The organism is Rhizobacter sp. P2_G4 (assembly GCF_056403575.1).
In genome coordinates this window covers 421,063-438,620 of record NZ_JBFUFG010000001.1, presented here as the reverse complement: position 1 = coordinate 438,620, position 17,558 = coordinate 421,063, and the positions used below count along the sequence as shown (strand labels likewise).

Sequence of the window (17,558 nt, the reverse complement as noted above, 5' to 3'; positions counted from 1 at the left end):
CAGCCAAGTTCAAAGGAGAAGATCATGGCCCATGGATTGCAAGCTCATTCCGCCCAAGATGAGGAATTGAATGCCTATAACGCGGCATTCTATGAATTGGGTTTTCGATGGCACTGGGACAGCAATACCTATAACGAGCTGTTAAACCACAGCTCGAATACCACTGAGTGCGTTCGGCATTATCTGCAGAGCCGCCAGGCCCATCTTTTGAGAGCTTATGACGCCGATTTTTTGGTCGAAGCCATTCAAGCCAAAAAGGCCTTGCTGGCTAAGAACTGGACAGCACAGACCCCGGGGCGTCGCGCCCAGTTCGACTGGTCCGAAACGCTCGGCGGTGAATTGGGCGTGTGAATTGCAAGGAGTGGATCGGCTCGGCCCACTCAAAGACAATGTTCAACGCCGTCGGGCCCGCTTGTGCAGGGGCCGGCGGGTCCACCAGAGAAGAACCCCACCATGCAGCTCCGCTGGATCCGCTTCGAACACGCCGGCCAAATCAGTTTCGGGACACTCGAGGGCGACAGAGTGCACCAGCGCCGGGGCGACATGTACGGCGCGTCAGAGCCGACGGGCGCCGTCTTCGCACTGAGCGACGTGAAGCTTCTGACGCCCTCCGAGCCGAGCAAGGTCATTGCGATGTGGAACAACTTCCATGCGCTGGGCGCCAAGCTGAATTTGCCCGTGCCCTTGGAGCCGCTGTATCTGCTCAAGTCGCCGAATTCCTTTCTCGCGGCCAACGAAACCATTCGCAAACCGCTGTGTGACGGCAAGGTGGTGTTCGAAGGGGAGCTTGGCATCGTCATCGGCAAGACCTGCACGGCAGTGGCTGAATCGCAGGCGCTGTCGCATGTGTTCGGCTACACCTGTGCCAACGACGTGACGGTGGCCGACATACTCAACCGCGACGCCTCGTTCGCGCAGTGGTCGCGCGCCAAGGGCTTCGACACCTTCTGCCCGATGGGCCCGGTGGTGGCCTCCGGGCTCGACCCCGCGACACTCACCGTGACCACCGTGCTCAACGGCGAGGTCCGCCAGAACTATCCGATCAGCGACATGCGCTTCTCGGTACAACAGTTGGTCAGCCTGATTTCCTTCGACATGACGCTCTACCCGGGCGATGTCATCCTGTGCGGAACATCGATCGGTGTCGGTTCGATGAAACCGGGCAGCGTCATCGAAGTCGAAATCGACGGCGTCGGCAAGCTCAGCAACCGTTTCGGTTAGAGCTCGCACCAGAATTCAACAACTGGAGTTCGACATGAAGATTGCAGTCATAGGCGCTGGCGCCATCGGGGGCTTGGTGGGAGCGAAGCTCGCGCTGGCCGGTGAAGACGTCACGTTCATGGTGCGCGGAGCCAACCTCGATGCCATCCGCAACAACGGCATCAAGCTGATCTCTGCCGAAGGCGACGAGCAGGTGGCGCGCAACGTGAAGGCCACGAACGACTACGCCGCAGCGGGGCCGCAAGACATCGTCGTCCTCGCGATGAAGGCCCATCAGGTCGAAGCGGTTGCGAACGACGTGCCCAAGCTGTTCGGCCCCGAGACCGTGGTGGTGACGATGCAGAACGGCATCCCCTACTGGTACTTCCACAAACACGGTGGCGTGCTCGCGGGCAGCGTCGTGCGCAGCGTCGACCCGAACGGCATCGTCGGCGAGAAGATTCCGGCAGGCCGCGTGATCGGTTGCGTGGTGTACCCCGCGTCCGAACTCATTGCGCCAGGTGTTGTGAAGCACATCGAAGGCGAGCGCTTCCCGGTCGGCGAACTCGACGGGTCGTCGAGCGAGCGCGTCAACCGCGTCTCGGCCTGCCTGACGCAGGCGGGCTTCAAGTCACCGGTGCTCGACAACATCCGCGCCGAGATCTGGCTCAAGCTCTGGGGCAACCTGACCTTCAACCCGATCAGCAGCCTGACGCATTCGACCCTGGTCGACATCTGCCAATACCCTCTGACGCGTGAGCTGGCCTCGGCCATGATGCGCGAGGCGCAGGCGGTGGCCAACAAGCTCGGCATCGAGTTTCGTGTGACGCTCGAGAAGCGCATTGCCGGCGCCGAAAAAGTCGGCAAGCACAAGACCTCGATGCTGCAGGACGTCGAAGCCGGCCGCGCGCCGGAGATCGATGCACTGGTCGGCGCCGTCGTCGAGCTGGCCCGTCTCACCGAGACGCCGACACCGCACATCGACACGGTGTATGCGCTCGTCAAGCTGCTTGCGCAAACCATGGATGCACAAAGCGGACAGGTTCGCCTTGTCGCTGCAAGCTGAGCCAGCGCTCTCGCGTCACACGGTTCGCAAGGCGTATGACGCGTCTGTTCAGCAGCTCAATCTCCGCTCTGACTTCTGAGCAAACTCGGCCCATGAAGGCCAAGGTGTGGTCGTTTTCACGTTTGATGGAAACGCACGACCGTTCGACGCTCGAAACCCCTGATGTGGGTCACGTCAGCTATGCGTCAGAATCTCGCCTTCATGCAAGAGTTGCATTCGGAGCAGAAGATGGAAAAGACATGGCTCAAGCAATACCCCGCGGGCGTGCCTGAGCAGATCGACCCCGATCAATACCAGTCGCTCACAGCACTGATCGAGGAGGCCTTCAAGAAGCACGCAAGCCTGCCCGCCTACAAGTTCATGGGCAAGAGCTTCAGCTTTGCCCTTGTCGACGAGCAGTCGCGGGCCTTCGCGGCCTACCTGCAGTCGCAGGGGCTGGAGAAGGGTGACCGTGTGGCCATCATGATGCCCAACGTGCCGCAGTACCCGATCGCAGTGGCAGGCATCCTGCGCGCCGGCCTGGTGGTGGTGAACGTGAACCCGCTGTACACGCCGCGTGAACTCGAGCACCAGCTGAAGGACTCGGGTTCGAAGGCCATTGTCATCGTCGAGAACTTTGCTGCCACGCTGCAAGCTTGTTATGCCGCGGTGCCGACGAAGAAGATCATCCTCGCCAGCATGGGCGAGATGCTCGGCTTCCCGAAGGGGCTGATCGTCAACTACGTGGTGCGCAAGGTGAAGAAGCTGGTGCCGGCCTTCACCCTGCCCGGCGTCGTGCATTTCAACGACGCGGTGGCGGCCGGCCGCAAGGCGGCCTACCGCGCGCCCGACCTCAAGCCGACCGACATTGCCGTGCTGCAGTACACCGGCGGCACCACGGGTGTGAGCAAGGGCGCGGTGCTCCTGCATCGCAACCTGGTGGCCAACACGCTGCAGAGCGAGGCTTGGTACCAGCCGGCCCTGAAGAAGGTGCCCGCAGGCGAACAGCTGACGACGGTGTGCGCCTTGCCGCTGTATCACATCTTCGGTTTCACCTCGAACATGATGCTGTCGATGCGCACCGGCGGCTGCAACATCCTGATCCCCAACCCGCGTGACATCCCGGCGGTGTTCAAGGACCTGTCGCGTGAGCGCATCCACAGCTTCCCGGCGGTCAACACGCTGTTCAACGCCATGGCGAACCACCCGGGGTTGAACACGGTGGACTGGAGCCACTTGAAGATCTCGGTCGGCGGCGGCATGGCCGTTCAGCAGGCCACCGCCAAGCTGTGGCTCGAGAAGACGGGTTGCCCGATCTGCGAAGGCTATGGCCTGTCGGAGACGTCGCCGTCCGCCACCTGCAACCCGCTCGACAGCGATGCCTTCACGGGCACCATCGGCCTGCCTTTGCCCAGCACCGAGTTGGCCCTTCTCGATGACGACGGCAAGGAAGTGCCCGCCGGCACGCCGGGCGAGATCGCCATCCGCGGCCCGCAGGTGATGGCCGGCTACTGGCAGCGCCCCGACGAGACGGCCAAGTCGATGACGGCCGATGGCTACTTCCGCACCGGCGACATCGGCACCGTGGACGCGCGCGGCTACTTCAAGATCGTCGATCGCAAGAAAGACATGATTTTGGTGAGCGGCTTCAACGTCTACCCGAACGAGATCGAAGACGTGGTGACGCAGATGCCCGGCATCCGCGAATGCGCTGCGGTGGGCGTACCCGACGCCAAGGCCGGCGAGGCGGTGAAGCTGGTGATCGTGCGCAGCAACCCCGCCGTTACCGAAGCCGATGTGAAAGCCTATTGCGAGGCCAACATGACAGGCTACAAGCGGCCCAAGATCATCGAATTCCGCAACGACCTGCCGAAGACGCCGGTTGGCAAGATCCTTCGCCGGGAGCTCCGTGACAAAGCCTGATTCCGCGAACGCGGAAGTGAAATTCCTTCGGCCCCAGATGGAAATCGTGAAAACTTGGCGCCGTGGCGGTTCTAATGTGGAACAACGTTGCACAGAACGGGCCGAAACAAGTCCTGCAGTGCGTAAGCGACGCACACTTGCAAGCGCAACGACGTTGTCATCCACGGGAGCTCGCCGGTGATCTGGTCCAAGACTGATGCGGGAAGAACGGAAATGCAGACGCGTGCGCTCGTCAAAGAGCGCAGCCAACGCAATCTCTTGCTGCTGATTGACGGTATCAAGACCGAAGAGATGCTGTTGGCCAACGTGGCTGGCGTGAAGCCCGAAGACTTCGAGTCTCTCCAGTCGCTGGGGTTGATCGCACCGGTTTCCAGCTCGTCATCGAGCCGGTCCTCCCACTCCTCGGCCTCATCCAGCAGTGCTTCGGCGCCTGCGACTATGCCGCCGGCAGCGGCCGCTGAAGAGCCTCTCGACTACTCCCAGTTCACCACCGCTCTCACGCAGCTGATTTCCAGTGAGCTGGGGTTGCGTGGGTTTACGCTGACCTTGGCTGTCGACAAGGCCAACAGCATCGAAGAGCTGCGCGAGGTGGCCACCCGCGTGATCGATCAGATCCGCGATCGCAAGGGCCTGCCTGCCGCCGAAAAGGCCCGGCGCACCCTCTTTGGCGCCTGACCTCCCGCTGCTGCGCTCGGCTTCTTCTCGATGACCCTTCTGCGCAGCCTGCTGCACGGCTTGCGGCGTCTCCTGCGCGGTGTACTGCTGATCCTGGCGGCGGCAATCCTCTTCATCGAGGAATGGGGCTGGCGGCCGCTCACGGCCTGCATGGCGTGGCTCGCGAAGTGGCCACCGCTCGCGCGGCTGGAGGCCGCCATCCGAGGCGTGTCCCCACGGTGGGCCTTGGTGCTCTTCATCGTGCCGGCCACGCTGCTGTTCCCGATCAAGCTGGTGGCGCTATGGCTCATCCACAAGGGACATGCAGCGTTGGGGCTCGCCGTGATCGTCGCGGCGAAGTTGCTAGGCACCGCCCTCGTCGGTCGCCTGTTCGTGCTGACCGAACGGCAGCTGATGCAGTTCGCGTGGTTCGTGCGGGCGCTGAACTGGTGGCGCACCACCAAGGAGCGCGTCAAGGCGGCCGTCAAACGCACTGCCAGCTGGCGTGTCGCTCAGGTGCTGACGCGGCGTGTGCGTATCCTCTTCAGGCGCTTCTCGCGCTAGCTTCGGCTAGTGCCTGAACTCAGGCAGTCTTCTGCGGCGGCCTTCGAACTCGGCGGTCAAGCCTGCGTCGCCGAACTTCGCAGCCAGCGCGTTGGCGCGGGACAGCGCATCCGCTGCGTCATCCGCCATGCCCAGCCAGGCACAGGCATTCCAGCGTTCCAGCTCCAAGAACGCGCGGTCCACGTCTTCGCCATGCGCGCTGTCGTGCGCGTCGAGCAGCGCCAGGCCAGCCATCGCATGGCGCAGAGCGAGATGCGGTTCGCCGAGCGCCGTGCAGGCGATGGCTCGGGTGTAGAACGCGCGTTCATGCTGCACCCAGGTGCCGGCGTGTTGCCAGAGGCGCTGAGCCTGCTCGGCGCTGCGGGCCAGCGCGGCGCGCAAGGCGCCATGCTGCAGATCAGTGTCGGGCCGCTCCAGCAAGCCGCTGGCGATGTTGTTGAGGCAGGCGGCGGTCTGAGCGTCGAGCGGGGTCTGCGTGGGCCACGCGCTGTCGGTGATCGCCGCCAGCGCTCGCAGGGCGGTCTGTGCCGCGTCGCCGTTGGATTGGGCGGGCATGAGGTACATCGCGGCGCTGAGCGCCAGCAACTCGGGCGCGCGTTCGGTCAAGGCGCCGCTGGTGGCCACCAACTCGGTGGCGGCACGGGTCAGCGAATCGGTAGCACCGACGATCAATGCGGCGGCGCCCAACTGTCGCCACAAAGCAGGGTGCGGCGTGGGCAAGGCCAGCTCGATCAGTTGCTGCTGCCGTGACAACGCCTCGTCCCAAGCCGAGAGCTTTTCTCCCAGCACGTGGTTGATGAGATAGGCGTAGTTCAGCCAGCGTTCGACCGGCAATTGGCGTGTGTTCAGCTGGCGCAGCAGCTCGGCCGCGCGAGCCGGTTCGGCGTCGTGGCAGGCGTTGATTTCGTCTAGGCGTTCGGTGTCCGTGCTCATGGTGGCAACTCTAGCTGAGGCACACTCGCCGCATGCCCGTTCGCCTCTATCTGGAGCAGCCGCTTCTGGCCGACTCCCTCATCAGCTTGCCTGCCGGTCCAGCGCGTCATGTGCAGGTGCTGCGCCTGCAACCCGGCGCCGATATCACGCTCTTCAACGGCCAAGGCGGCGAGTGGCAAGCCACCGTCAAGCAGATGGGCCGCAGCGAGGTGCAGGTGCTGGTCGGCCAGCACGGCCCGGTGGATCGCGAGCTGCCGCACCGGATCACCCTTGCCATCGGCATGCCGGCCAACGAGCGCATGGATGCGCTCGTTGAAAAAGCCACCGAACTCGGCGTCGCTGCCATCCAGCCTCTGCTCACCGAACGCTCGGTATTGCGGCTGAGCGGAGAGCGCGCGGAGAAACGCCTTGTGCATTGGCAGGGCGTGGCGGTCGCTGCATGCGAGCAGAGCGGCCGTACCCGCGTGCCTGAGTTGGCGCCAGTGCGGTCGCTGGCCGAGTGGCTGCGCGGCTTGCCGGCGTCCGACGGTGGGCAGCGATGTTTGCTCAGCCCGCGTGCGACAAACGCACTGGCGCCTTCGACAGGCGCTGTGATGTTTCTGAGTGGACCTGAGGGCGGCCTCAGTGAGGCAGAAGAAGCGCTCGCGATGTCAGCCGGGTTCGCCGGCGTCAGCCTCGGCCCGCGCGTGCTGCGTGCCGACACCGCGCCGCTGGCGGTGCTTGCACACCTGGCACTATCGGCTCGCTAAGCCGGGCGGCTGCGCGCCGAGCCCGCCACGAGATCGAAGCGGAACAGCCGGCATTCGATCGGGCCATTCCACATCGGCACGCGGCGTGATTCCTTCAGGCGCATGGCACTGGGCAGCTTCATGTCGGGACTGAGCACCCAGGCCGTCCACCCGGAGGGATGCTGCGTGTAGGCGCGCTTCCAGTGGGAGGCGAGGCGAGGGAAGAAGTCGTCCGGCGTGTCCCGGTCTTGCGCCGAGGGCCGTGCCGCCTTGCCGGCGACATCGATGCGTTCACCGTAGGGCGGGTTGATCATCAGCGTGCCGTGCAGGGTGTCCGGTAGCTGAGGTGCAGGCCGTTCCAGCGCGTCGCCGCCGTTGAACTGGATCGCCTGTTCGACCCCGGCGCGCTGTGCGTTACGGCGAGCGAAGTCGACCATGCGAAACGCCACGTCACTCGCGTAGATCGGCACGGCGCTCGCGTGGATGCGCGACTGTGCATGGCTCTTCAGGCGCTGCCATTGCGCGCGCATCTCGGCATCTGCAAACGGCAGCAGGCGCTCGAAGGCGAAGCGGCGCTTCAGGCCGGGTGCGATGCCGCAGGCGATCTGCGCGGCTTCGATGGCGATGGTGCCCGAGCCGCAGCAGGGGTCGTGCAACGCGCCGCCCGCCTCTGCAGTGCCTTGCCAACCGGCCGCGGCCAGCATCGCGGCGGCCAGCGTTTCCTTCAACGGTGCGTCGCCCTTGTCTTCGCGCCAGCCGCGTTTGAACAGCGACTCACCCGAGGTGTCGACGTACAGGGAGGCATGCGTCTCGCCGAGGTGCAGCACCAGTTGCAGGTCGGGGTGCTGCGTGTCGACGTTCGGCCGCTCGCCGGTGGCTTCGCGGAGCATGTCGCACACGGCGTCTTTGACGCGCAGCGCGGCGAAGTTGAGGCTGCGCAACGGGCTGCGTTGCGCGGTGGTGTCCACGCGCAGCGTGTGCTCGGGCGTGATCCACTGCATCCAGTCGACGCTGCGGGCCAGCGCATACAGGTCGTCTTCGCTCTGGTACGGGCCTGCGGCCACTTCGGCGAGCACGCGCTGGGCCAGGCGGCTTTCAAGATTCAGCGCCATCACCTCGAGCGGCGTGCCGTCCACACCCACGCCACCACGGCCCGTATGCACCTGGGCGTCGGGCAGCACGCGCTGAACCTCTTCGGCCAGCCATGCTTCGACGCCGGCTGCGCACGGCAAGAACAGGGGCAGGGCCATTACATCGTGCGCCGCAGGTTGGCCGGCGCGATGCGCAAGGCTTCGCGGTACTTCGCGACGGTGCGCCGCGCGACCTGGATGCCCTGCTCTTCGAGCATCTTGGAGAGCTGGCTGTCCGACAGCGGCTTGGCCAGGTCTTCAGCGGCCACGAGCTGCTTGATGAGCGCGCGCACCGCGGTGCTCGAGGCGTTGCCGCCGGCTTCGGTGTTGAGCGAGGAGCCGAAGAAGTACTTCAGCTCGAAGGTGCCGAACATCGTGGCCATGTACTTGGCCGTGGTCACGCGCGAGATGGTCGACTCGTGCAGCCCCAGCTCGTCAGCGATTTCGCGCAGCACCAGCGGCTTCATCGCGATCTCGCCGTGGGTGAAGAAGCTCTTCTGCCGCTCGACGATGGCCTGCGACACGCGCTGGATGGTGTCGAAGCGCTGCTGGATGTTCTTCATGAACCAGCGTGCCTCTTGCAGGCGCGAACTGAGCGCCGCGCCCGATCCGTTGTTGGGCGAGCCGCGGCTGTGCCGGATGGCCTGCGCATACAGGTCGTTGATGCGCAGCTTGGGCATCACGTCGGGGTTGAGCACGACCTTCCAGTTGCGGCCCGACTTCTGCACGATCACGTCGGGCACGATGATGTTGGCCTCGGCGCGCGCGAAGGGGCGGCCCGGTTTGGGTTCGGTGGCGACGATCAGCGTCTGCGCCTGCTTGATGAGCTCTTCGTCGGCACCGGTGGCCGCCATCAGCTTCTTCATGTCGCGCCGGGCCAGCAGCTCCAGGTGCTGCTTGCAGATCATGATCGCGATCATCTGCGCCTCGCTGCGCGGCTGGGCCCGCAGCTGCAGGATCAGGCACTCGCCCAGGTCGCGCGCGCCCACGCCCAGCGGCTCCATGTTCTGCAGCCACTTGAGCGCGCAGTGCAGGCGCTCGAGCAGCTCCTCGCGCTGTTCTTCGTCGTCGGCCAGTTTGGCGGCGATCTCTTCCAGCGGGTCGTCAAGGTAGCCGTCGTCGTTCAGTGACTCGATTAGCACGGTCACGGCGGCTGCGTCTTCGGCGCTGAGGCGCATGCCCATCAGCTGCTGGCGCAAATGGCTTTGCAGGCTCTCGCCGACGCTGTTGCGCTCGTGGGGGTCGAAGTCGTCGCTGTCGTTGCTGGTGCTGCTGCCGCTGGTGGGCAACTCACGGATGCCGTCGAAGTCATCGCGCTCGGTGCCGTTTTCCCAGTCGTCGCGTTCGGTGGTGCCGAACTCGGCACTGTCGACGCCGGGAGTCACTTCGTCAGGCGCAGAGTCGGCATTCGGCTCGGCCACGCGCTCGGCCTCGCGCTCCGCGACGTGCTCAGACGGCGAGATGCGCTCGGTCATCGGCTCGAAGGCCGCGGCCGCCTCTTCCTCGGCTTCGAGGAAGGGGTTCTGCTCCAGCATCTGCTCCACTTCCTGGTGAAGCTCGAGCGTGGAAAGTTGCAGCAGCCGGATGGACTGCTGGAGCTGGGGCGTCAGCGCCAGGTGCTGTGACAGGCGTACCTGCAATGACGGTTTCATACTGCGTGGTCCGTCACAAAACTACATTCGGAAGTGTTCGCCGAGGTAGACCTTTCGAACATCGGCGTTCTCGACGATCTCCCCAGGTGTGCCTTCGGCCAGCACCCGGCCCTCGCTGATGATGTAGGCGCGGTCGCATATGCCCAGCGTCTCGCGCACGTTGTGGTCGGTGATCAGCACACCGATGCCACGCGCCTTCAGGAATCCGATGATGCGTTGGATCTCGAGCACCGCGATCGGGTCGACGCCGGCAAACGGCTCGTCGAGCAGGATGAAGCGAGGCTGCGTTGCCAGAGCGCGTGCGATCTCGACGCGCCGGCGTTCGCCGCCCGACAGCGACGGCGCCGGGTTCGCCCGCAGCTTCTCGATACTCAGGTCGTTGAGCAGGCCGTTGAGCAGCTTGTCGATGGTGGGCTTGGGCAGCGCGCGGTCGTCGGGGCCATGCTGAAGCTCGAGCACCGCGCGGATGTTCTCTTCGACCGTGAGCTTGCGAAAAATCGAAGCCTCTTGCGGCAGGTAGCTCAGACCCAGGCGCGAGCGTTGGTGAATCGGCAGGCGCTCGACGCGCTTTCCGTCGATGCTGATCTCGCCCGCGTCAGCCCGCACCAGGCCGACGATCATGTAGAAGCTGGTGGTCTTGCCTGCACCGTTGGGCCCCAGCAAGCCGACGACTTCGCCGCTGTTGACCGCCAGGCGAACGTCTTTCACCACCTTGCGCGCGCCATAGCTCTTCTGCAGCCCCACGGCCTCCAGCCGGCTGGTGGTGACTTCGAGCGGGGCTGGTGCGTTCACCGCTTCGCCTCCGACGCGGCGGCTGATGCGGCTTCAGCGGCAGCGGGCGAATCCGGCCGCGGCGTAAGCACCGCGCGCACACGGCCCGTGGGGTTGGCGGGTGTGGCGGCCGAGGTGCCGCCCGACACGGTGAACAGCTCGGCCGTGTTGTCGTACGTGATCAGCGCGCCGGTCACTTCATCGGCCACGGTGCTGCCGCGCAGGCGCTTCACTGCTGCCTTGTTGATGAAGCGGATGGTGTCGGCCTTGCTGTCGTATTCCAGGCGCTCGGCCTCGCCTTCGATGAACTCGTTGACGCCTTCGCGCTTTTGCCGAAAGCTGGCCGGTTGGTTCGTGCTCCCGATGGCGGTGGCGGATTGATAGCCCTCCGGGCTTTCGCGAACTTCGATGCGGTTCGCGCGGATCACCATCGTGCCCTTGGTGACCACCACGTTTCCGTTGAAGACGACGATCTGATTCTGCAGATCAACCTTACCCGGCTGGTCGGACTCGACTTCCATCTTCTTCAGACGGTCGGCCTTCTCTGCATGCACGGGCATCGCGAGGGTCGCGAACAGCAGCACGCAGAGCGGAACGAGGCGGGAAAGGGGGAGGTGTGGTGTGTTCATTGCGGCATGAAACTTGCAGGCCATTCTAGCCGACAGTTTCATGCAGCCGGGAGACTTCGCGCAGGCTCGCCGCTCACGCGGCGTGTGCTAAATCGCCTTTCAGCGCGCGACTTTAACCGTCAAGCCTTGCGCAGCGTCTGCACCAGGTACTCGGTCACTGCGAGGGCCTTTTCCGGAGAGCCAGCCAGTGTGCCCGAGGTGAAGAAGCGGCCGTGGATGCCCATGGCGGGCACGCCGTCGATCTTGTAGCCCTCGGCCAATCGCGTGGCCTGCTTGGCCTTGGTCTGCACCGAGAACGAGTTGAAGACTTCCAGGAACTTGGCCTTGTCGATGCCGTTCTTTTCCATGAACGCAGCGATTTCGTCGACCTTTTCCAGGCGCTGACGGTCGTTGTGGATCGCGTAGAACACGCGGCGATGCATGGCGTCGACCTTGCCCATGGCTTCCAGCGCGTAAAAGATCTGTTGCTGGGGCGCGTAGATCTCGCGAAAGGCGACCGGCACGCGGCGGAACGCGATGTCGGCCGGCAGCTTCTTCTGCCAGGCATCGAGCGTGGGCTCGAAGGCATTGCAGTGCGGGCAGCCGTACCAGAAGAACTCGATGACCTCGATCTTCCCTGGCGGGGCGCTCACCGGTACCTGGGTCCCGAGGCGAACGTAGTGAGTGCCCTCCACTGGCCCACCCTGTGCCTGCGCAGGCAGGCCCATCGAGAGGGCAGCCGTTCCCAAACCCAGGCTCACCACTTGTGCTGAAAAATCGCGACGGTTCATGTTGTATCGATTCGAGGTCAATGACGGTTGTGGAGTACGGCAGCGCCAGATAAGTTCAGGACTTCACTTCTGAACCTGGACCAGCGCGGATTCCACACCCACGCCTTCCAACTTTTCTTTCATCTGCGTGGCTTCTTCTTTCTTGTCGAACGGGCCCAAACGCACGCGGTAGACAGTACGCCCGGACTGTTCACGCTCGGTGACCTTGGCCGCCCAACCCGACATCGCCAGTTTGGCGCGCTGGGCTTCGGCATCTTCGACACGGCCAAAAGCACCTGCCTGCACGAAGTAGCTCAACGCATCACTGCCCGGTTTCGTGGACACGGTGTTTTCGGCGGGTGGCTTGGCGGGCGGGATTGCGGGTGGAATCGCAGGCGGAATGGCTGGCATGGCTCCGCTGGCGGGCGGCGGGAGGACAGCCGCCGGGGCCGTGGCCACGGTGCCGCTGGCCGAGCTGTTCGGCTTCACCGGCGTCTTGCCGTAGAGCGCGCTGTTCGGGTCCCAGTTCTTGTTCTTCTCGGTTTCGGCGGCGTCCTGCTCGGCGGTGCGTTGCGGCACCTTGTTGATGAAAGGCACCGGCACCTTGGCGATGTAGAGCGCCACGCCGAGGGCGAGCGCGAGACCGACCAGCAGGCCGACGATCAGGCCCAGCACGAAGTTGCCGCGCTGGTGGATCCGGCGGTTGGGGCTGGCGGGGCGTTGCATCTTCATTCCTTCTCCATCACATCTTGTCGGGGGCGCTCACGCCCAGCACGGCCAGGGCATTGCGCAGCACCTGGCGCGTGGCGGCCAGCAGAGCCAGCCGGGCTCGGGTGAGCTCGGCGTTGTCGTCCAGCAGAAAGCGTTCGGCGGCATAGTAGCTGTGGAACGCTGCAGCCACATCGCGCAGGTAGAACGCGACGTCGTGCGGCGCCAGGTCGGTCGCGGCCGAGGCAAGCATTTCGGGGTAGTCGGCGAGCTTCTGCATCAGCGCGATTTCACTCGGCGCGGTCAGCAGCGAGGCATCGGCCTGCGACAACGTGGCCAGGTCGCCGCCACGCTCGCTGGCCCAATCGCGCAGCACCTTGCTCATGCGCGCATGGGCGTAATGCACGTAGTAGACCGGGTTCTCGTCGTTCTGCTTCACGGCCACGTCGACATCGAAGGTGAACTCGGTGTCGGCCTTGCGGCTGATCAGGAAGAAGCGCACCGCATCCTTGCTGGTCCACTCGATCAGGTCGCGCAGCGTGACATAGCTGCCCGCGCGCTTGGAGATCTTGACCTCGGCGCCGTCCTTCACCACGCGAACCATGGTGTTAAGCACGTAGTCGGGGTAGCCGGCCGGGACCCCCATGTTCGCCGCCTGCAGGCCGGCGCGCACGCGTGCGATCGTCCCGTGGTGGTCGGTGCCCTGGCAGTTGATCGCCTTCGGAAAACCGCGCTCGAACTTGCTCAGGTGATACGCGACGTCTGGCACGAAGTAGGTGAACGTGCCGTCGGACTTGCGCATCACGCGGTCCTTGTCGTCGCCGTACGCGGTGGTGCGCAGCCACAGCGCACCGTCTTGTTCGTACGTCTTGCCAGAAGCCACCAGTCGTTCCGCCGTCTGCTCGACGCGGCCGCTGGTGTACAGGCTCGACTCCAGAAAGTAGTGGTCGAAGCGCACGCTGAAGGCCTGCAGGTCCAGGTCTTGTTCGTGGCGCAGGTAGGCCACGGCGAATTGGCGGATGCCGTCCAAGTCGTCGGGGTCGCCCGAGGCGGTGAACTCGCGGTCGTCGGCCTTCACGGTCTTCTTCGCCATGAAGTCGGCCGCGATGTCGGCGATGTAGTCACCGTTGTAGGCCGATTCTGGCCAGCCGGCGTCACCCGGCTTCAGGCCCTTGATGCGCGCCTGTGTCGAGCTGGCCAGCGTGGCGATCTGCACGCCAGCGTCGTTGTAATAGAACTCGCGCTGGACCTTCCAGCCCTGCGTTTCGAAGAGATTGCAGATCGCATCGCCCAGCGCGGCTTGTCGTGCATGGCCCACGTGCAGCGGGCCGGTCGGGTTGGCCGAGACGAACTCCACCATCACCTGGCGCGCCTGCTGCGGCCCGCGGCCGAACGCGTCTGCTGTCGTCAACACCGCAGACACCACCGCCTGCTTGGCCGCTGCTTTCAGGCGCAGGTTGATGAAGCCCGGGCCCGCGATCTCCATCGACTCGACCCATTGCTGCACGGCCGCGCGGCGCGAGAGCGCGTCGATCAGTGCCTGCGCCAGCTCGCGCGGGTTCTTCTTCAGCGGCTTGGCCAGCTGCATCGCGGCCGTGCAGGCCAGGTCGCCATGGGACGCCTGCTTGGGCGACTCGAAGGCGGCGGAAACGGTACTGCCGGGGTTCAGTTCGGCAAGGGATTCCTGCAGTGCGAGCAGCAATTCCTGTTTGGCTTGGATCATCAACGGATTCTAAGTGGCGCATCCACACGGACATGGCATGCGCAAAGGCCCGGATAAGCACAACGTTTTGTGTCCAATTTGGCATGCAGGGCTTGCGGGACAGTGCCAAGATGCCGTTTCCGATGTCCTCGCTCACACCTTATCCCAGCAGCTCTTTTGGCGGCCTGCCCCTGCCGCCTCAGATCGGCAAGTACCCCGTGCTGCGCCGCCTCGGTGAAGGTGCGACCAGCGAGGTCTTCCTGGCCCGCGACGACTTCCACCAACGCGACGTTGCCATCAAGCGCGTGCGCGCCGGCGCCACCAACGACCCGACCGACGGGCGCTATTTCGAGCGCTTCTTCGCCGCCGAGGCCGCTCTGGTTGGCCGGCTGAAGCACCCGAACGTGGTGCAGATCTACGACGCAGTGGTCGACCCCATCGAGTCGTATCTCGTCATGGAGCATGTGCCGGGCAGCACGCTGCGGCCTTACTGCCGCGCCGATCAGTTGCTGCCACTCGAGTTGATCGTCGAAATCGGCTTCAAATGCGCGATGGCGCTTGGTTACGTGTACCGCCAGGGATTGATCCACCGCGACGTGAAGCCTGCCAACCTGCTGGCGGTGATCACCAACGGCAACATCACCGACGTCAAGATCAGCGACTTCGGCAGCGCGCTCAACATGGCCTCGGAGACGACCCAGGTCTACCGCGTGGGCTCGCTGGCCTACATGTCGCCCGAGCAGCTCGACGGCAGCACGCTCGATTGCCGTGCCGACATGTACTCGCTCGGCGCGGTGCTCTACCACCTGATTGCCGGCCGGCCGATGTTCGACTCAAACTCGCAGTCGGCCATGATGAACCAGATCTACACCGCCGAACCCACGCCGCTGAGCACCTTGCGTTCGGGCGTGGCGGCAGGTGTCGACAACGTGATCCTCAGCGCCGTGGCCAAACGGCCTGACGATCGCTACACCACCTGGGACGACTTCGCCCAGGCGCTCTCCGGCCTCATCACCAACCAGCAGGTGCCGCGCGGCCACCTGCAGGGCGTGCTTGATTCCGAGCGCTTCAACCTGCTGCGCTCGCTCGATTTCTTCTCCAACTTCGGCGACGTGGAGCTGTGGGAGGTGGTGCACCGCGCACGCTGGCAACGCTTTGATTTCGGCCACGCGCTGTACAGCAAGGGCGAAGAGGGCAACAGCTTCCACATCATTGCGCAGGGTGAGGTCGAGGTCTTCCGCGATGGCAACAAGGTGGCCCAGCTCGGCTCCGGCACCTCGGTGGGTGAGATGGCCTACCTCGCGCCCAGCCCCGAGCTGCGCCGCCACAGCACCAACGTGGTCGTCACCGACCCGGCCACTACCATCTCGTTCACACCCGAGACACTGGCGCAGGTGAGCCCGAACTGCCGCCACTTGTTCGATGAAGCGTTCATCCGCGTGCTGGTGCGCCGGTTGCATGCTGCCCACGAAGCTATCGCCCACCCGCGGCGCATCCTGTAGTCGCGAAGTGCTGCTCGCGCGTTGACCCCTTGCTGGGCGCGTGCGGCAGTGATTCAATCGCGACCGGCGAACTCCTCGCTATGCCTACACCCCGGGAAGGAAGCTCCATGAAACATCTGATCAGCATCTTGGCTGTCGCCGCATCTGCCTTTGCCGTCTCGGCGCATGCCGCCGATGCCGCTTCGGCCCCCACCAAGCAGCAGTCCAAGATGACCACCTGCAATGCCGAAGCCGGTGACAAGAAGGGCGACGAGCGCAAGGCCTTCATGAAGACCTGCCTCTCCAACAAGCCGGTCGCCGCCAGTGGCAAGACCGCGCAGCAAGAGAAGATGAAGACCTGCAATGCCGACGCCAAGGACAAGAAGGGCGATGAGCGCAAGGCGTTCATGAAGACGTGCCTCTCGGCATGATCTAGCCCCGAGCGCTAGCCCCCCAGTCGCTTCGCTCCTGCCCCCGAGGGGCGCCAACTCTACGCCCGGGAGACCCGTGCGTGAGTCGTTGCTTGAGGGGGCACTTCGCGTTGCTTGTGCTCGCGTGCTAGCGACTGCATGGGTTGATACGCCCGCGTCCGCTCGGGCGTTTTCATTGGTTGCCGTCGTGCTCGGCCGAGCGCGCTGTGTGCCTCAGAGGGCCTGCTGCCAGTAGGCGGCGTCGCCATAGGTCTGCTTTAAGAAATCGATCCACAGGCGCACGCGCAGCGCGAGGTGCTTGCGTTGCGCGAAGACGGCGTAGATGCCGTTGGGGGGTGCTGCGAACTCGTTCAGCACGCTCACCAGTTGGCCGCTCTGGATCTGGCTTTCTACCTCCCAGGTTGAGCGCCAGGCCAGGCCCAGGCCGGCGAGGCACCAGTCGTGCAGCACCTGGCCATCGCTGCAGTCGAGCTTGCCGTTCAGGCGCAGGTGGATCACCTCGCCGTCGAGCTTGAAGGCCCAGCCTCGGGTCTGGCTGGCGTCTGAGCTGAGCGTGAGGCAATCGTGACGAGCCAGGTCGTCGGGGTGCTTGGGCGTGCCGGCGCGCGCCAGGTAGTCGGGCGTGGCCACGCACAGCCGCCGGTTGTCGGCCAGGCGCACGCTGACGAGGCTGCTGTCTGGCATGTCGCCCACGCGTACGGCGCAGTCGTAGCTTTCGTTGACGATGTCGACCAGCCGGTCGCTCAGGTTCAGCGACACCTTCACGTCGGGGTGCATCGCCACGAAGCCGGGCACCAGGGGTGCCACGTGGCGCCGGCCGAAGCCTGCCGGCGCGGTGATGCGCAGGTAGCCGCTGGCCTTCACGCCGCCGGCGCTGACGCTGGCTTCGGCGTTCGCCAGGTCGGCCAGCAGGCGCTGGCAGTCTTCGAGAAAGGCGCTGCCCTCGTGCGTCAGCGTGATGCGGCGGGTTGTGCGCAGCAGCAGCTTCACGCCCAGGTGTTCTTCCAGCGCGTCGATGCGGCGGCCGATCACCGCCGGGGCGATGCCTTCGACGGCGGCGGCAGCCGTCAGGCTGCCCTTGGCGGCCACCGACACAAAGGATTCGATCTGCTTGAGCTTGTCCATCCCGCTAGATTACCTCCAGAGAAGTCACGAATCTTCGGCATCTCAGGCTCTTAATAAACCGCGAAAGATCGAATAGATTGCGGGGCTGACACCGGCGCGCGCCTTGCACGCCCGCGCCCGCAACCTTTTCTCA

The 17,558-nt window shown here is 64.8% G+C and carries 18 protein-coding genes; 9 read left to right on the top strand and 9 right to left on the bottom strand.

Annotated elements, in window-relative coordinates; all coding sequences use genetic code 11:
- Window positions 1–24 precede the first annotated feature (24 nt).
- From AC1DYS_RS02190 to AC1DYS_RS02165, 6 genes are all read left to right on the top strand, one after another.
- Window positions 25–351, top strand: a complete 327-nt coding sequence (locus AC1DYS_RS02190) for an HAD family hydrolase (protein WP_477895606.1) — start codon at window positions 25–27, stop codon at window positions 349–351.
- A gap of 102 nt (window positions 352–453) precedes the next feature.
- Entirely contained in the window at window positions 454–1,221 is a 768-nt protein-coding gene (locus tag AC1DYS_RS02185) for a fumarylacetoacetate hydrolase family protein (RefSeq protein ID WP_477895604.1), read from the top strand.
- Between the two features lie 34 nt (window positions 1,222–1,255).
- Window positions 1,256–2,266, top strand: a complete 1,011-nt coding sequence (locus AC1DYS_RS02180; protein ID WP_477895602.1) for a 2-dehydropantoate 2-reductase — start codon at window positions 1,256–1,258, stop codon at window positions 2,264–2,266.
- A gap of 228 nt (window positions 2,267–2,494) precedes the next feature.
- A complete protein-coding gene (locus tag AC1DYS_RS02175) occupies window positions 2,495–4,168 on the top strand; it encodes a long-chain-fatty-acid--CoA ligase (protein ID WP_477897243.1) in 1,674 nt (557 codons plus the stop codon).
- 213 nt (window positions 4,169–4,381) lie between these two features.
- Complete coding sequence (locus tag AC1DYS_RS02170; RefSeq protein ID WP_477895600.1) at window positions 4,382–4,843, top strand: hypothetical protein; 462 nt, start codon at window positions 4,382–4,384, stop codon at window positions 4,841–4,843.
- Between the two features lie 30 nt (window positions 4,844–4,873).
- A complete protein-coding gene (locus AC1DYS_RS02165) occupies window positions 4,874–5,386 on the top strand; it encodes a hypothetical protein (protein ID WP_477895598.1) in 513 nt (170 codons plus the stop codon).
- A 6-nt stretch (window positions 5,387–5,392) separates the two neighbouring features.
- On the opposite strand, the gene AC1DYS_RS02160 is transcribed toward AC1DYS_RS02165, so the two are convergent.
- On the bottom strand, window positions 5,393–6,319 hold the full coding sequence (locus AC1DYS_RS02160; protein WP_477895596.1) for a hypothetical protein: 927 nt from the start codon (window positions 6,317–6,319) through the stop codon (window positions 5,393–5,395).
- Between the two features lie 32 nt (window positions 6,320–6,351).
- Here AC1DYS_RS02160 and AC1DYS_RS02155 point away from each other — a divergent pair, with 32 nt between their 5' ends.
- Window positions 6,352–7,068: a 16S rRNA (uracil(1498)-N(3))-methyltransferase gene (locus AC1DYS_RS02155; protein ID WP_477895594.1), complete on the top strand. Its 717-nt coding sequence runs from the start codon at window positions 6,352–6,354 to the stop codon at window positions 7,066–7,068.
- Here AC1DYS_RS02155 and AC1DYS_RS02150 read toward each other — a convergent pair.
- The 7 genes from AC1DYS_RS02150 to argS form a co-directional block, all read right to left on the bottom strand.
- Window positions 7,065–8,297, bottom strand: a complete 1,233-nt coding sequence (locus AC1DYS_RS02150; protein ID WP_477895592.1) for a THUMP domain-containing class I SAM-dependent RNA methyltransferase — start codon at window positions 8,295–8,297, stop codon at window positions 7,065–7,067. The two genes, AC1DYS_RS02155 and AC1DYS_RS02150, sit on opposite strands and share 4 nt — an antisense overlap.
- A complete protein-coding gene (locus tag AC1DYS_RS02145; RefSeq protein WP_477895590.1) occupies window positions 8,297–9,829 on the bottom strand; it encodes an RNA polymerase factor sigma-54 in 1,533 nt (510 codons plus the stop codon). The genes AC1DYS_RS02150 and AC1DYS_RS02145 overlap by 1 nt, the downstream gene beginning before the upstream one ends.
- Window positions 9,830–9,850: 21 nt before the next feature.
- The gene (lptB, locus tag AC1DYS_RS02140; protein WP_477895588.1) at window positions 9,851–10,621 is read right to left on the bottom strand and encodes an LPS export ABC transporter ATP-binding protein; all 771 of its coding nucleotides are present in this window, start codon (window positions 10,619–10,621) and stop codon (window positions 9,851–9,853) included.
- On the bottom strand, window positions 10,618–11,229 hold the full coding sequence (lptA, locus tag AC1DYS_RS02135; protein WP_477895586.1) for a lipopolysaccharide transport periplasmic protein LptA: 612 nt from the start codon (window positions 11,227–11,229) through the stop codon (window positions 10,618–10,620). The genes lptB and lptA overlap by 4 nt, the downstream gene beginning before the upstream one ends.
- A gap of 119 nt (window positions 11,230–11,348) precedes the next feature.
- Window positions 11,349–11,999, bottom strand: a complete 651-nt coding sequence (locus AC1DYS_RS02130; RefSeq protein WP_477895584.1) for a thiol:disulfide interchange protein DsbA/DsbL — start codon at window positions 11,997–11,999, stop codon at window positions 11,349–11,351.
- 63 nt (window positions 12,000–12,062) lie between these two features.
- Window positions 12,063–12,710, bottom strand: a complete 648-nt coding sequence (locus AC1DYS_RS02125; RefSeq protein WP_477895582.1) for an SPOR domain-containing protein — start codon at window positions 12,708–12,710, stop codon at window positions 12,063–12,065.
- 10 nt (window positions 12,711–12,720) lie between these two features.
- The gene (argS, locus tag AC1DYS_RS02120; protein WP_477895580.1) at window positions 12,721–14,409 is read right to left on the bottom strand and encodes an arginine--tRNA ligase; all 1,689 of its coding nucleotides are present in this window, start codon (window positions 14,407–14,409) and stop codon (window positions 12,721–12,723) included.
- A 122-nt stretch (window positions 14,410–14,531) separates the two neighbouring features.
- Between argS and AC1DYS_RS02115 the strand changes: the two genes are divergently transcribed.
- Together AC1DYS_RS02115 and AC1DYS_RS02110 are read left to right on the top strand one after the other, a co-directional pair.
- Window positions 14,532–15,890, top strand: coding sequence for a serine/threonine-protein kinase (locus AC1DYS_RS02115; RefSeq protein ID WP_477895578.1), 1,359 nt, complete (start codon window positions 14,532–14,534; stop codon window positions 15,888–15,890).
- A 107-nt stretch (window positions 15,891–15,997) separates the two neighbouring features.
- A complete protein-coding gene (locus AC1DYS_RS02110; protein WP_047486296.1) occupies window positions 15,998–16,300 on the top strand; it encodes a PsiF family protein in 303 nt (100 codons plus the stop codon).
- Between the two features lie 213 nt (window positions 16,301–16,513).
- Here the strand turns inward: AC1DYS_RS02110 and AC1DYS_RS02105 are convergent, their stop codons facing one another.
- Window positions 16,514–17,425 carry a LysR family transcriptional regulator gene (locus tag AC1DYS_RS02105; RefSeq protein ID WP_477895576.1) on the bottom strand — a complete coding sequence of 304 codons (912 nt, stop codon included), beginning with the start codon at window positions 17,423–17,425 and terminating at the stop codon, window positions 16,514–16,516.
- Between the last annotated feature and the right edge of the window lie 133 nt (window positions 17,426–17,558).

Excerpts from the sequence above, each read along its gene's own strand:
- AC1DYS_RS02190 (WP_477895606.1), top strand. The coding sequence starts at position 25 with ATGGCCCATGGATTGCAAGCTCATTCCGCCCAAGATGAGGAATTGAAT.
- AC1DYS_RS02185 (WP_477895604.1), top strand. The coding sequence starts at position 454 with ATGCAGCTCCGCTGGATCCGCTTCGAACACGCCGGCCAAATCAGTTTC.
- AC1DYS_RS02180 (WP_477895602.1), top strand. The coding sequence starts at position 1,256 with ATGAAGATTGCAGTCATAGGCGCTGGCGCCATCGGGGGCTTGGTGGGA.
- AC1DYS_RS02175 (WP_477897243.1), top strand. The coding sequence starts at position 2,495 with ATGGAAAAGACATGGCTCAAGCAATACCCCGCGGGCGTGCCTGAGCAG.
- AC1DYS_RS02170 (WP_477895600.1), top strand. The coding sequence starts at position 4,382 with ATGCAGACGCGTGCGCTCGTCAAAGAGCGCAGCCAACGCAATCTCTTG.
- AC1DYS_RS02165 (WP_477895598.1), top strand. The coding sequence starts at position 4,874 with ATGACCCTTCTGCGCAGCCTGCTGCACGGCTTGCGGCGTCTCCTGCGC.
- AC1DYS_RS02160 (WP_477895596.1), bottom strand. The coding sequence starts at position 6,319 with ATGAGCACGGACACCGAACGCCTAGACGAAATCAACGCCTGCCACGAC.
- AC1DYS_RS02155 (WP_477895594.1), top strand. The coding sequence starts at position 6,352 with ATGCCCGTTCGCCTCTATCTGGAGCAGCCGCTTCTGGCCGACTCCCTC.
- AC1DYS_RS02150 (WP_477895592.1), bottom strand. The coding sequence starts at position 8,297 with ATGGCCCTGCCCCTGTTCTTGCCGTGCGCAGCCGGCGTCGAAGCATGG.
- AC1DYS_RS02145 (WP_477895590.1), bottom strand. The coding sequence starts at position 9,829 with ATGAAACCGTCATTGCAGGTACGCCTGTCACAGCACCTGGCGCTGACG.
- lptA (WP_477895586.1), bottom strand. The coding sequence starts at position 11,229 with ATGAACACACCACACCTCCCCCTTTCCCGCCTCGTTCCGCTCTGCGTG.
- AC1DYS_RS02130 (WP_477895584.1), bottom strand. The coding sequence starts at position 11,999 with ATGAACCGTCGCGATTTTTCAGCACAAGTGGTGAGCCTGGGTTTGGGA.
- AC1DYS_RS02125 (WP_477895582.1), bottom strand. The coding sequence starts at position 12,710 with ATGAAGATGCAACGCCCCGCCAGCCCCAACCGCCGGATCCACCAGCGC.
- argS (WP_477895580.1), bottom strand. The coding sequence starts at position 14,409 with ATGATCCAAGCCAAACAGGAATTGCTGCTCGCACTGCAGGAATCCCTT.
- AC1DYS_RS02115 (WP_477895578.1), top strand. The coding sequence starts at position 14,532 with ATGTCCTCGCTCACACCTTATCCCAGCAGCTCTTTTGGCGGCCTGCCC.
- AC1DYS_RS02110 (WP_047486296.1), top strand. The coding sequence starts at position 15,998 with ATGAAACATCTGATCAGCATCTTGGCTGTCGCCGCATCTGCCTTTGCC.
- AC1DYS_RS02105 (WP_477895576.1), bottom strand. The coding sequence starts at position 17,425 with ATGGACAAGCTCAAGCAGATCGAATCCTTTGTGTCGGTGGCCGCCAAG.